Source organism: Cobetia sp. MM1IDA2H-1, from assembly GCF_002916775.2.
In the GTDB taxonomy this organism is placed as follows: domain Bacteria; phylum Pseudomonadota; class Gammaproteobacteria; order Pseudomonadales; family Halomonadaceae; genus Cobetia; species Cobetia marina.
Genome location: NZ_CM133225.1, coordinates 1,635,870 through 1,648,021 on the forward strand (window position 1 = coordinate 1,635,870; position 12,152 = coordinate 1,648,021).

At 63.0% G+C, this 12,152-nt stretch carries 11 protein-coding genes; 8 read left to right on the forward strand and 3 right to left on the reverse strand.

Translation table 11 applies throughout. The annotated features are described in order from the left end of the window. Positions 1 to 32 precede the first annotated feature (32 nt). Entirely contained in the window at positions 33 to 1,454 is a 1,422-nt protein-coding gene (locus BOH68_RS07025; RefSeq protein ID WP_077376997.1) for an NAD(P)/FAD-dependent oxidoreductase, read from the forward strand. A 124-nt stretch (positions 1,455 to 1,578) separates the two neighbouring features. On the opposite strand, the gene BOH68_RS07030 is transcribed toward BOH68_RS07025, so the two are convergent. Continuing rightward, on the reverse strand, positions 1,579 to 2,751 hold the full coding sequence (locus BOH68_RS07030; protein ID WP_077376993.1) for an alpha-hydroxy acid oxidase: 1,173 nt from the start codon (positions 2,749 to 2,751) through the stop codon (positions 1,579 to 1,581). Positions 2,752 to 2,999: 248 nt separating this feature from the next. Here BOH68_RS07030 and bla point away from each other — a divergent pair, with 248 nt between their 5' ends. The 6 genes from bla (at position 3,000) to BOH68_RS07060 (ending at position 9,463) form a co-directional block, all read left to right on the forward strand. Further along, on the forward strand, positions 3,000 to 4,049 hold the full coding sequence (bla, locus tag BOH68_RS07035; protein ID WP_258038281.1) for a class A beta-lactamase: 1,050 nt from the start codon (positions 3,000 to 3,002) through the stop codon (positions 4,047 to 4,049). Between the two features lie 240 nt (positions 4,050 to 4,289). Then, complete coding sequence (locus tag BOH68_RS07040; RefSeq protein ID WP_077376984.1) at positions 4,290 to 5,396, forward strand: NADH:flavin oxidoreductase/NADH oxidase; 1,107 nt, start codon at positions 4,290 to 4,292, stop codon at positions 5,394 to 5,396. 289 nt (positions 5,397 to 5,685) lie between these two features. Further along, positions 5,686 to 6,642, forward strand: a complete 957-nt coding sequence (locus tag BOH68_RS07045) for an NAD(P)-dependent oxidoreductase (RefSeq protein ID WP_077376981.1) — start codon at positions 5,686 to 5,688, stop codon at positions 6,640 to 6,642. Between the two features lie 125 nt (positions 6,643 to 6,767). Continuing rightward, positions 6,768 to 7,517 carry a class II aldolase/adducin family protein gene (locus BOH68_RS07050; RefSeq protein ID WP_219815821.1) on the forward strand — a complete coding sequence of 250 codons (750 nt, stop codon included), beginning with the start codon at positions 6,768 to 6,770 and terminating at the stop codon, positions 7,515 to 7,517. Positions 7,518 to 7,601: 84 nt separating this feature from the next. Continuing rightward, positions 7,602 to 8,276 (forward strand): TetR/AcrR family transcriptional regulator, encoded by a 675-nt coding sequence (locus BOH68_RS07055; protein WP_077376978.1) that lies wholly within the window; start codon positions 7,602 to 7,604, stop codon positions 8,274 to 8,276. Between the two features lie 2 nt (positions 8,277 to 8,278). Continuing rightward, complete coding sequence (locus BOH68_RS07060; RefSeq protein ID WP_077376976.1) at positions 8,279 to 9,463, forward strand: pyridoxal phosphate-dependent aminotransferase; 1,185 nt, start codon at positions 8,279 to 8,281, stop codon at positions 9,461 to 9,463. A 108-nt stretch (positions 9,464 to 9,571) separates the two neighbouring features. Here BOH68_RS07060 and BOH68_RS07065 read toward each other — a convergent pair whose 3' ends face one another. After that, positions 9,572 to 9,790, reverse strand: a complete 219-nt coding sequence (locus tag BOH68_RS07065) for a TIGR02450 family Trp-rich protein (RefSeq protein ID WP_077376973.1) — start codon at positions 9,788 to 9,790, stop codon at positions 9,572 to 9,574. Between the two features lie 42 nt (positions 9,791 to 9,832). Then, positions 9,833 to 10,738: a LysR family transcriptional regulator gene (locus tag BOH68_RS07070; protein WP_077376970.1), complete on the reverse strand. Its 906-nt coding sequence runs from the start codon at positions 10,736 to 10,738 to the stop codon at positions 9,833 to 9,835. A 386-nt stretch (positions 10,739 to 11,124) separates the two neighbouring features. Here BOH68_RS07070 and cuyA point away from each other — a divergent pair, with 386 nt between their 5' ends. Further along, the gene (gene cuyA / locus BOH68_RS07075) at positions 11,125 to 12,138 is read left to right on the forward strand and encodes a D-cysteate sulfo-lyase (RefSeq protein WP_077376967.1); all 1,014 of its coding nucleotides are present in this window, start codon (positions 11,125 to 11,127) and stop codon (positions 12,136 to 12,138) included. Positions 12,139 to 12,152: the final 14 nt, after the last annotated feature.

Consider the following 12,152-nt stretch of genomic DNA (forward strand, 5'->3'; position numbering starts at 1 on the left):
TTTCTCTCTTCGACCCCGCGAAAGGAGGCCCTATGGAAACGCATGACTCTCAGCGAACGCGTGACGCCGATATCGTCATCGTCGGTGGCGGTGCCGGCGGACTGGAACTGGCGGTCCGCCTGGCCAAGGCAGGCCACAAGGACGTGTTGCTGATCGATCGCGACACCAGTCACGTGTGGAAGCCGCGCCTGCATGAGATCGCGGCGGGCCTCGGACGGCGCCAGGTCGATGAGTTGGGGTATGCCGGTCTGGCGGAGCAGTGGGGATTTCGCTTCGAGTGCGGCACCCTCGAAGGCGTGGACCCTGAACAACGCCAGATCACCCTTGCGGCGATACCGGGCAGGGAAGATGACGCGACCGCCGAGGTGCCGGTCCGCGTCAGAGGTTATCGCCAGCTGGTACTGGCCCTGGGAGGGGTGACACCTGACATGGGCGTCGAGGGCGTGCTGGAGCATGCCTGTCTGCTTGATTCGCCCGAAGACGCCGAACGTATTGCCGAGCGCTTCTCGCGTGGCTTGCTGGCCAATCATGTGGCGATGGAAACAGCACCGACAGGGGATTCAGGCGCGTCAGCCACCCAGGACGGCGCTCAGGATGGCGCCAAGGGTGGCGCTCAAGAGTCTCCGGGGCGGCCGTATCAGGTGGTGATCGTCGGCTCCGGTGCCACCGGTGTCGAGCTCGCGGCGTATCTGCATGAGGCACGTGGCAGACATGATGCGCCTGCGCCGAAGGACTCGCGGGTCGAGATCACGATCCTTGAGGCCACCGAGACCTTCATGCCGGGGGTCTCCGAGGAACTGCGCGAGGCGATCCATCAGCGACTCGAGGCACAGGGCATCAATATCGAACTGTCTCGTCAGGTCGCCAAGGTGTCACCCGGCAGCGTCGAGATCAGCGAAGGTGACGAGTCCGTGACACGCGAGGCAGACCTGGTGGTCTGGGCGGCGGGTCGTGTGGGGCCTGCCATCGTCGAGGAGATCGAAGGTCTGGCCAGCAACAAGAAGCGTCAATGGAAGGTGACGCCCGGACTGCAATGCCTTGAGCAGGAAGCCATCTTTGCGCTGGGCGACTGTGCCTGCATCGATGAGGCACCCCTGCCACCCACGGCACAGGTGGCCAGCGAACAGGCCGAGTTCCTGGCGGAAGAACTGCCGCGTCGCCAGCAGGCCGAGGCGGCTCAGGCCTTCGAGTTCAAGGATCGCGGCACGCTGTTGTCGCTGGCCAGGGCGGGCAGCGTCGGCGAGCTCGGTGGCAAGCTCAGCGCCAAGCTGAGTAACGCACAAGGCAACGATGGGCATGAGGATCTGCAGGTGAGAGGGCGCTTTGCACGCGCGGCCTATCAAGGACTGCAGCGTCAGCATCAGTTTTTGCTGCTGGGGCCGCTCAAGGGCTCAGCCGAGGTGGTCAGTGACGTTCTGCGCCATGCCATGGGGCCGCGACTCAAGGTGCATTGAGGCAAGCCCATGCAAGCCGGTGCGCTGGCCCGAGAGGGCAGCGTGCAAAGGAGGACAGGCCGACATGTGCCGTGGTGGATTCCATCGGCGCATGTCGGCCGTCGTCATCAAAGGCTTGTGTTTCTCACGAGCTTCTGGTCTGTGAACTGGCCACCGGATAGGTGCCGGGCCTGAGAATTCGCGTGTCCACGTCATGGATATCCCGCAGTCCGCACAGGGCCAGCGTCGTGTCGAGCTCCTTGTGGATGATCTCCAGGGTCTTCGTCACGCCTTGCTCGCCCATGGCGCCGAGTCCATACAGGAAGGCGCGTCCCAGATAGACGCCCTTGGCGCCCATCGCCACCGCCTTGAGCACATCCTGGCCAGAGCGAATCCCGCCATCCATGTGGACCTCTGTCCTGTCGCCGACCGCCGCGAGAATGTCCGGCAGAGCGGAGATGGAGGAGGCCGCACCATCGAGCTGACGTCCACCGTGGTTGGAGACGATCACGGCATCGGCGCCTGCCTGAACGGCCATCTCGGCATCCTCCGGCTCCATGATGCCCTTGATGATCAACTTGCCGCCCCAGCGATCCTTGATCCATTTGATGTCATCCCAGCTCAGGCTGGGGTCGAACTGACTGGCGGTCCATTTCGACAGGGAGCTGAGGTTGTCGGCGTCCTTCACGTGACCGGCGATGTTGCCGAAGCTGTGGCGCTTCGTCTTCAGCATGCCGGCGCACCAGCGCCACTTGGTCGCCAGGTTTAGCGCGGTGGCCACGGTGGGGCGAGGAGGGACGCTCAGGCCATTGATCAGGTCCTTGTGGCGCTGGCCGATGATCTGCAGGTCAGCGGTGAGCACCAGCGCGGAACATTCCGCCGCCTTGGCGCGATCGATCAGCCGCCCGATGTAATCCTTGTCGCGCATCACGTAGAGCTGGAACCAGAAGGGGCGTGTGCTGACGGATGCGACATCCTCGATGGAGCAGATGCTCATGGTCGAGAGCGTGAAGGGCACGCCGAAGTCACTCGCCGCCCGCGCGGCCAGCATCTCGCCATCGGCATGCTGCATGCCGGTGAGGCCAGTGGGCGCGATCGCCACCGGCATGGCCACATCCTCCCCCAGCATCTGCGTGCGCAGGGTGCGATTGTCCATGTCGACCATCACCCGTTGACGCAGTCCGATGGCGGCAAAATCAGCCTCGTTGGCGCGATAGGTGGTTTCCGTCCATGAGCCGGAGTCGGCATAGTCGTAGAACATCTTCGGCACACGGCGTTTCGCCAGGCGTTGCAGATCATTGATGCAGGTGATGGTCATGCAGAACTCCATCCAAGGAGAGAAGGCGGATCGTTCGAGGTCCAGGGGCATCGCCAAGGGGATGCTGGGCTTACTGTCTCCGATGGATGGAGGGTTCACCATTGGCGATACGTCTATCTGTCGAGGACGCCTGTGCCATAGCATCATGGCAATGATGCAACCAACCTGCTGCACGACGTCTGCAGACGGACACGTTGACTGCGCGACCTGAGGTGTCAGGTAGCGCCCCCATGAAAGGTGATGGACCCATGAGATTTGCCTGTAGCGCCTCAGCCGATGGTCGGCGCCCGACAACGCCGCGCGATCCGGCCAGGCCCCAAGGCGCGGCAAGGGCAAGAGTCCTGCGTCGTGGGCGTGACGCGATGCTGGCGTCCTGTCTGTCATGGCTGATGATCAGTCCGGCTCACGCAGCGTCCGTGGTCGCTTCCGAGGCGGAGCGTGAGGGACTTGTGGTCGCCAATCTGCAGGAAATAGAGCAGCGGGTCGGCGCGCGCCTTGGTGTGACGGTACTGGATACTGCCGATGGCAGACGTGTCAGCTGGCGGGGTGATGAGCGTTTCCCCATGAGCAGCACCTTCAAGGTGCTGGCATGCGGCAATCTGCTCTCGCGGGTGGATGCCCGCCAGGAGTCGCTGTCACGCAAGGTGGAGATTCGCCCGGCGGATCTCGTGTCCTATTCCCCCGTCACCGAACGTCAGGTGGAGGGCGATGGCATGACACTGGCGGCGTTGTGCCGCGCCACCATCACCACCAGCGACAATACCGCCGGCAATCTGATTCTCGATGCCATCGGTGGGCCTGTCGGGCTGACGAATTATCTGCGGACTCTGAAGGATGACATCACACGTCTGGATCGTCGTGAAACGGCGCTCAATGAGGCCACTCCGGGAGATCCCCGTGATACCACCACTCCCGACGCGATGGCGTCCACCCTTCAGCGGCTGCTGCTGGGGGAGGCGCTGAGCGAGGCGTCGCGTCTCACGTTGCAGGGCTGGATGCTGGCCAATACCACGGGAAGTGACAAGCTGCGTGCCGCCTTGCCGGATGACTGGCAGATCGCTGACAAGACCGGGGGCGGGGGGCATGGCACCAACAATGACATCGCCATCATCTGGCCGCCGAATCACGCCCCGTTGATCGTGGCGGTCTATCTGACCGAGAGCGAGGCCGAGCGTGCGGTGCGTGACGCCGCGATTGCTGATGTCGGGCGTCTGCTGGTCTCCGAGGTACTGACCATCGAGAGACTGGCCATCGAGGGACTGGCCACCGAGGGGGTGGTCACGCACGCTGACAATTGATCGCGTGATGTATGAGAGAACGTGCGTAAGGAGCGTGCCTGAGAAAGCCTGCGTGAAGCCTGGGCAACTCAGCGTTGCCGGCCCTGATGCCATCCTTTGCTTGTGACTCCTGCCTCTCGCCCGCATTGTGCCTGAACTGTATCCGCAATGGTTTGCCGGAGGAGATGGTACCCGCTCCCCCTGTCATGTCCGCTCATGAGCCTTGCCCAACCTGTTCCTGCACGTGTCTGGAGGATATCCATGTCCACACTGTTTTCCCCGCTGAAGCTCGGCCCGCTCACGCTGGACAATCGCATCATCATTGCACCGATGTGCCAGTACTCCGCCCAGGATGGCCGGATGCAAGCCTGGCATGACCAGCATCTCGGCAATCTGGCCCAGTCAGGTGCCGGCCTGCTGATCTTCGAGGCCAGTGCCGTCTCCCCCGAAGGGCGTATCACCCATGGCGATGTGGGGCTCTTTGACGAGGCAACGCGTGACGCGATGCAAGGTGTCGTCGAGCATATCCGTCGTTATTCGCCGATGCCGTTGGCCGTGCAGATCGGTCACGCGGGCCGCAAGGCCTCATGCGAGAAGCCCTGGGAGGGCGGAACTGCCATTGCTCCGGGACAACCCAACGGCTGGCAGACTCTGGCACCCAGCGCGATTCCCTTCAGTGAAGGGGGGCCGCTTCCCGAGGCGATGAGCGCCGAGCAGATCGCCCAGACCATCGACGCCTTCGTGGAAGCGGCCCGGCGTGCCGTCGAGATCGGTCTCGACGGGATCGAGCTGCACGCGGCGCATGGTTATCTGCTGCATCAATTCCTGTCACCGTTGAGCAATCAGCGCGAGGACGACTATGGCGGTTCACTGGAGAATCGCATGCGGCTGACGCTTGAGGTGTTCGACGCCGTTCGCGCCGCGATTCCTGACGAGGTCATGCTGGGCATCCGGATCAGCGCGACGGACTGGGTCGAGGGCGGCTGGGATCTCGCACAGAGCATCGAACTCGCCAAGGCGCTTGACCGCCGTGGCTGCCACTATCTGCATGTCTCAAGCGGCGGGCTCAGCGAGCAGCAGCAGATTCCGGTGGAACCCAACTATCAAGTCCCGCACGCCGAGGCCTTGAAGGCTCAGGTGGTCATGCCCGTCATCGCGGTGGGCTTGATCACCGAGCCACAGCAGGCGGAAGACCTGCTGGTGACAGAGCGTGCCGATGCCATCGCCCTGGCGCGCGGCATTCTCTATGACCCGCGCTGGCCCTGGCATGCGGCCGCCGCGCTGGGAGATACCGTCAAGGTCTCGCCCCAGTATCTGCGTTGCCAGCCGCATGGTCTGAAGTCATTGCTGGAGAATCAGCAGGACTGAAGTCCGTGAAAGGACATCGATGATTGACGTCCGCGTTCATGAGCCCTTGCTCGATGATCGCGGGCGTTATTGTTTGCTCAATCCCCCTGGCGGCGCGAAGCCTCGATTTTAGGGTGGAGAGTGGAGAGGCGTTTGCGCCTCTCCTTGTGGCTCAAGGCGGCGCTGCGCCAGCAGGGCGATGAAGGCTCGGGGGAGTACAGGACGGCTGGCAGTAATTATACGAGTGTGCAATAGTGGCGGAAGATCCACCGCAATCCACTCGCTGCCAGTCGTGACACAAGGAGAGCCAATGCCAAGCCAAGCCCCGATTCTGGGTGTCTACCTGAGTGAATCCCTGGACCTGGACAGCCTCTACGGTGAGGCGCTGCGCCAGCTGGGCGAGGATGTCGTGCTGCAGAACCCGCAGGAGATCGAAGACCCCACGGAGGTCGCGTTCGCCATCTGCTGGCAGCCGGGAGAAGACGCCTTCGCGCCGTACCCCAATCTCATGCTTGCCATGTCGATCGCGGCGGGGGTGGATGCTCTGCTCAGTCATCCGGGGCTGTCAGATGAGGTTCAGGTCGCACGGGTGCGAGATCCGCATCAGGCATTTCTGATGGCCGGGTTTGCCGCGCATGAAGTGCTGCATCAAGAGCGCGAGTTTGCCGTCATGGCAGACAATGCCACGCGCCGTGAGTGGCAGCCCTTGCCGATGCGTGCGCCCGAGAAGGCGCAGGTGGCGGTGCTGGGCCACGGCAGCATGGGGCGCGCGGTGGTCACTTCGCTGTCGGCACTGGGATTCACGGTGACGGTCGCCTGTCGCAGCGAACCCGTCGCACCAGTGCAAGGCGTGCGCTATCTGACGGGCGACAATGCGGTGATGGCCGCGGCTCAGGGAGCGGATTACCTGATCAACATCCTGCCGCTGACTCCGGTCACCGAGAATGTGCTGAATGCGACCCTGTTCGCCCAGCTGCGGCCGGGGGCATGGCTTGTACAGATCGGCCGCGGCGAGCACCTGGTGGAAGCCGATCTCGATGCGGCACTGGCGTCCGGTCAGCTGGCGGGCGCGACGCTGGACGTCTTCCGCGAGGAGCCATTGGCGCCCAATCATCGCTGGTGGCAGGACGCGCGCCTGCGCATCACGCCGCATGTCGCCAGTGACTCGCTCCCCGAGGTGGTCGCCGAGCAGGTGGTGGCCACGGCGCGCGAGTTGCGCGATGGCCTGCCGCTCACGTTGGGCGTGGATCGCCAGCGCGGCTATTGAGGCCCTGGTCTATTGAGGCCCTGGTCTATTGAGGACCGGAAGGTGGAGGCGTCAAGGCTTTTCAGGGCTCTGCGGAGCCTTTCTCGACCCCAGACAGCGACATCTTGATCACAGGAGACAGCGACATGCAGGCATCAACCATGAGTGACGCGGAATGGCAGGCACGCCTTGATCTGGCAGCCTGCTATCGGTTGGCGGCGCACTACCGCATGACCGACCTGATCTATACCCACATCACGGCGCGAGTGCCGGGTGAGAAAGGGCACTTCCTGATCAATCCCTATGGTTGGCGCTGGGAGGAGATCACCGCATCCTCGCTGGTCAAGATCGACGTCAACGGCGAGAAGGTCGATGACAGCGCCGCGCGGGTCAATCCAGCCGGCTTCACCATTCACTCGGCGATTCATGCGGCAAGCCACTCTGCCAGCTGGATCATGCATACCCATACGCGCGCCGGCGTCGCGGTATCGAGCCTGGAAGAAGGACTGCTGCCGCTGAATCAGATCGCCCTGCAGTTCCATGGTCGCGTCTCCTACCACGACTACGAAGGCATCGCGCTGGATCTGGATGAGCGCGAACGCATCGTGGCAAGCCTTGGCGACAATCCGGCGTTGATCCTGCGCAATCATGGCCTGCTGACCACCGGTGCCTCTGCTGCCGAGATGTTCAACAACATGTTCTACCTCGAGCGCAGCTGCGAGATTCAGGTCGCGACCCTCTCCATGGGCCAGCCGGTGCGCCGTCTCTCGACCGAGATCTGTGCGCATGTGGTCGACCAGTACGACATGGCCATCCATGAGGATGGCGATCTGGCACTGGAATGGGATTCCCACCTGCGTCTGCTGGAGAGCCTTGGCAGTGACTATCGTCGATAAGCCTTCCCTCGATGCGTGGCCGCTGTCACGTGAGAGTGAGGCAAGTGCGGCAATCCCGGCGTTGAGTGAAGGAGAGGGGCCCAGATGAGTCGCAAGGTGTTCCAGCGCCTTTCCCAGGATCAGCGTCAGCGCGACCTGCTGGAAGCCACGCTGAGCTGTGTCGCGCAGCATGGTCTGGCCGGCGCCAGCGTGCGCCGCGTGGCGGAGGCGGCCGGTGTCTCACCCGGGCTGATTCGCCACCACTTCGGCACCAAGGATGACATGGTGCGGGCCGCCTATGCCTACATGATGGGCCAGCTGACCTCCGATATCGCCGATGCCAGCCCGGTCAGTGATGAATCCTCGGCGTGTCGTCTGGCACGCTTCATCGCGGCGAGTCTCACTCAGCCCAATCTGGCCGCCCACAAGGTCTCCCTGTGGGCGACCTTCATTGGTCGGGTACGTCACGATGCCACCTATTCGGCGGTGCACCAGGAAACCTATCGCGAGTTTCTCGACCTGCTCGCACAGCTGGTCCAGCCGGTACTGAATGCCCACGCGCTGCCCGCCACCGAGAGCGATTGTCAGGAGCTGGCGATCGCCCTCAATGGCTTGATCGATGGCCTGTGGCTGGAAGGCGGGCTGGAACACGGCCTCTATCCGGTCGAGTGGCTGCCCGCGATCGCCATGCGGGCGGCAGAGGGCATTCTGCGGCTGCCACAGGGCACCTTGCTTGAGCACGTCGCCGTCACGACATTACCCCCACCTCACAGGAGTTGAGCATGCGCTACGCCACCATTACCGAACGATTGAGTGATCTGGGCGGTGACAAATGGGCCGTCCACAGCGCTGCCCGCCAGCGTATCCAGGCCGGCGAGCCGATCATCGAGCTGACCATCGGGGAGCCGGATATCGCCACGCATCCGGCCCTGGTCGAGCACTGTGTCGAGGCGCTGCGCGCTGGCCGTACCCGCTACTCCGATGGCCGTGGTGAGCCGGGGCTGGTCGCGGCACTGGCCGAGCGCTACGCAGCACGCATGCCCGAGATCAGCGCAGATAACGTGCTGTGTTTCCCCGGTACGCAGACGGCGCTGTTCGCGGTGATGCTGGCGCTGGTGGAGGAGGGGGCCGGCGTGCTGACCGGCGACCCCTACTACGCCACCTATGAGGGCGTGATCCGCGGCGCTGGCGGTGATCTGCAGCCGGTACCGCTGCGCATGGAGCATGGCTTCGTGTTGCAGCCGGAAGATCTGGCCGCGGCCATCACGCCGCAGAGCCGTGTGTTGCTGCTCAATACCCCGCACAACCCCACCGGTGCGGTGATGGACCGGGCGACCCTCGAGCACATCGGGGCATTATGTCGCGAGCATGATCTGTGGATCGTCTGTGATGAGGTCTATGAAGCGCTGATCTTCACGGGCGAATTCGTATCGCCGCTGGAAATTGAGGCACTGCGTGAGCGCACCGTGGTGGTGTCCTCCATCTCCAAGAGCCACGCCGCCACCGGCTTTCGCAGTGGCTGGGCCATCGGCTCAGCGGAATTCTGTCGTCGGCTGTTGCCGGTCTCGGAAACCATGCTGTTCGGCAACCAGCCCTTCATCGCCGACATGACAGAGGCCGCGCTGCGCGGAGATTTCGATACTACCGAGCGTCTTCGCGAATCACTCGGGCGCCGCGCGCGTCTGGTCCATGAGGCGCTGGCGGCCATCCCGCAGCTGTCTTCCAGCCTGCCCCAGGGCGGCATGTTCCTGATGGTTGATGTCTCACGCACCGGCCTGGATGGTGAACAGTTCGCCTGGCGGCTGCTGGAACGGCAGCAGGTCGCGGTGATGCCGGGCAGTGTCTTCGGCGACTGCGGAAGGCCACTGGTACGTGTTGCCCTCACCGTGCCGGATGACACCCTGCTGGAAGCCGTGCAGCGCATGGCGACACTGTGTGATCAGCTGGAAGGGGAAGTCATCGTCTGAGGCGCGACTTCGGCCATGCACAGTCTTTCGCTCAATTTCGTGCAGGTTCACGCACAAACGCCGCTCATGAGCGGCGTTTGTGCGTTCAGCGATGCTCATTTCAGGAAATCATTTCCAGCCCATCTGCCAGACATCGTCCTGTTTCAGCTCACGCCAGCCCAGCACGTGATCGCGATGTGTCAGCACCGCCTGCAACACGACCTCGACCACATGCTCATCCTGATCATCACGAATCACGCGCGTGACGATGAAATGTCGCTCACGATTCCTGGGTGTCACGGCGGTCCATTTGCTCTGCAACAGCTTTTCGGGGTTGATGCGGTTCATGTCGGGCTCTTGGGAGTGAAAAGTGATGAAGGTCTCACGACGTCATACGGCAGGCGGGCTCTCATTGAGCAGTTGCCAGAGCGCATCAGTCGCTGTGCTGTTGTTGTCATTGCGACAATAGCAGGCTACCTCAAGGGTCGGCCCACCCAGATCACCCAGCAGCGAGATCAGCCTGCCGCTCTCCAGATCATCCTCGATCAGGCCATGGGGCAGCCAACCGACCCCCAGTCCGGCCATCACCAGCTCACGAATGCCCAGCGTGAAGGACGTCTCGCAGATGATGTCAATGTCCTGGGCGCGCTGCAGGTCCATCAGGTAGGGCGAGGCCAAAATCTGGCCCAGAAAGCTCTCCGGGTCATAGGCGATCAAGGGCAGGCGCTGGTCACTGCGTGGCAGGTGCAGCGGGCGCCCCTGGGCGTCCGGGGCACACACCGGCAGCAGCCGCTCCAGCCCTAGCGAGATGCGCTGGGTGTCGCCGTTGTCATCGAAGATCGGCGCCCCCTGCAGTTCGGAACACAGCAGCAGGTCCGCCTGGTCATGCTCGAACAGTTGCAGGCATTCGCTGCGATCCAGTGATTTCACCTGCAGTCCGGCGTCGGGGGAGTTGTGCCGGAAATAGCGTAGCAACCGTGGCAGGTAGCTGACGGTGAGGGTGTGCTGAGTGGTGATGATCGCCTTCGGCCCCTGGCGGGCCTCGCTGCGTAGCCGGCTGCGCAGCGTATAGAGCCGCGCCAGCCATTCCCGCATTTCCTGCTCATATTCCAGCGCGTGCTCGGTGAGGATCATGCGCTGCGACTGACGATAGACCAGCTCGACCCCCAGCCACTCCTCGAGCTGCCGTATTCGGCGCGAGAAGGCGGGTTGCGTCACGTTGCGTCGCTCGGCTGCCAGCGAGAAGGTCCCGGCCTCGATCAATGCGAGAAAGTCTTCGATCCATTCGATCTTCATGCGTCGCCTGAGGAGATGTCGGTTGTTGTTGGAGGTTGGCCATCATGCACCGCTTTCCCATTGTGGTGAAGCCTGCAGCGACACCTGCGGACATGGCACGACGCTGACCGGATGTCCCATGAGAACGGGGCTTTTGGGCAATTGATATGACTGCCAGTCGGCGTTGCGGACATGTCGATCTTCTGGATATCTGAGTCGGATCAGAGGATGGGACTGGTCATGCAGAAAAGTAACAAACTTTGAGAAACATGGCATTGGGACTGTCGAGAATCGCGGCTTACTGTTGTGAAGACCGCTCGGCGGCGTGCCGGAGTGATGTCACACATTCGACGAACGTCGTTATGAGAGTAATCCCTATGACAACAATGACTCGCCTGGAGGCTCGTATGCATCTGTCCCGTTTTCCCCGTGTTCGCCTTGGTCACCTCTCGACTCCGCTGGAGCCGATGGACAATCTGAGCAAGCTGCTGGGTGGGCCGCGTCTCTGGATCAAACGTGATGACTGCACCGGGCTTTCCACCGGTGGCAACAAGACCCGCAAGCTGGAATTCCTGATGGCGGACGCGCTGGAGCAGGGCGCCGATACCATCATCACCCAGGGGGCTACCCAGTCCAACCACGCGCGTCAGACCGCTGCCGCTGCCTGCAAGCTGGGCCTTGAGTGCCACATCCTGCTGGAAGACCGTACCGGCAGCGACGACCGCAGCTACAACTACAACGGCAACGTCTTCCTCGACCAGCTGCATGGCGCGACGGTTGCCAAGCGTGCCGGTGGTGCCGACATGGCCGCCGAGATGGAAGCGCTGGCCGACAAGCTGATCGGCAAGGGCAAGAAGCCCTACATCATCCCGGGGGGGGGCTCCAACGAGATCGGCGCACTCGGTTACGTGAATGCCGCCCTCGAGCTGCTGTCCCAGGCCAACGACATGGGCCTCAAGATCGATCACCTCGTTCACGCCACCGGCAGCGCCGGCACCCAGGCGGGACTGGTGACGGGCCTGACCGCCTGCAACTCCGGCATTCCGGTACTCGGCATCGGTGTGCGGGCACCGAAGGACAAGCAAGAAGGCAATGTCTTCGCGCTGGCGCAGAAGACCGAAGCCAAGCTGGGCCTGTCGGATGTGGTCAAGCGTGAAGATGTCGTCGCCAACTGCGATTACGTCGGTGAAGGCTACGGCATTCCGACCGAAAGCATGGTCGAGGCCGTCACGCTGCTGGCCCAGCAGGAAGGCATCCTGCTGGATCCGGTCTACTCCGGCAAGGGCATGGCCGGTCTGATCGATCTGGTGCGCAAGGGGCATTTCAAGGAAGGCGAGAACGTGGTCTTCCTGCACACCGGTGGTGCCGTGGCCCTGTTCGGCTACCCCGATGCCTTCAACTTCGCGGATTACCAGGCCTGATAGCGTTTGCGGCC

Bases quoted from the DNA above. Each gene is read 5' to 3' on its own strand.
- bla (WP_258038281.1), top strand. From the start codon at position 3,000: ATGAGATTTGCCTGTAGCGCCTCAGCCGATGGTCGGCGCCCGACAACG.
- BOH68_RS07060 (WP_077376976.1), top strand. From the start codon at position 8,279: ATGCGCTACGCCACCATTACCGAACGATTGAGTGATCTGGGCGGTGAC.
- BOH68_RS07055 (WP_077376978.1), top strand. From the start codon at position 7,602: ATGAGTCGCAAGGTGTTCCAGCGCCTTTCCCAGGATCAGCGTCAGCGC.
- BOH68_RS07045 (WP_077376981.1), top strand. From the start codon at position 5,686: ATGCCAAGCCAAGCCCCGATTCTGGGTGTCTACCTGAGTGAATCCCTG.
- cuyA (WP_077376967.1), top strand. From the start codon at position 11,125: ATGCATCTGTCCCGTTTTCCCCGTGTTCGCCTTGGTCACCTCTCGACT.
- BOH68_RS07070 (WP_077376970.1), bottom strand. From the start codon at position 10,738: ATGAAGATCGAATGGATCGAAGACTTTCTCGCATTGATCGAGGCCGGG.
- BOH68_RS07040 (WP_077376984.1), top strand. From the start codon at position 4,290: ATGTCCACACTGTTTTCCCCGCTGAAGCTCGGCCCGCTCACGCTGGAC.
- BOH68_RS07025 (WP_077376997.1), top strand. From the start codon at position 33: ATGGAAACGCATGACTCTCAGCGAACGCGTGACGCCGATATCGTCATC.
- BOH68_RS07050 (WP_219815821.1), top strand. From the start codon at position 6,768: ATGCAGGCATCAACCATGAGTGACGCGGAATGGCAGGCACGCCTTGAT.
- BOH68_RS07030 (WP_077376993.1), bottom strand. From the start codon at position 2,751: ATGACCATCACCTGCATCAATGATCTGCAACGCCTGGCGAAACGCCGT.
- BOH68_RS07065 (WP_077376973.1), bottom strand. From the start codon at position 9,790: ATGAACCGCATCAACCCCGAAAAGCTGTTGCAGAGCAAATGGACCGCC.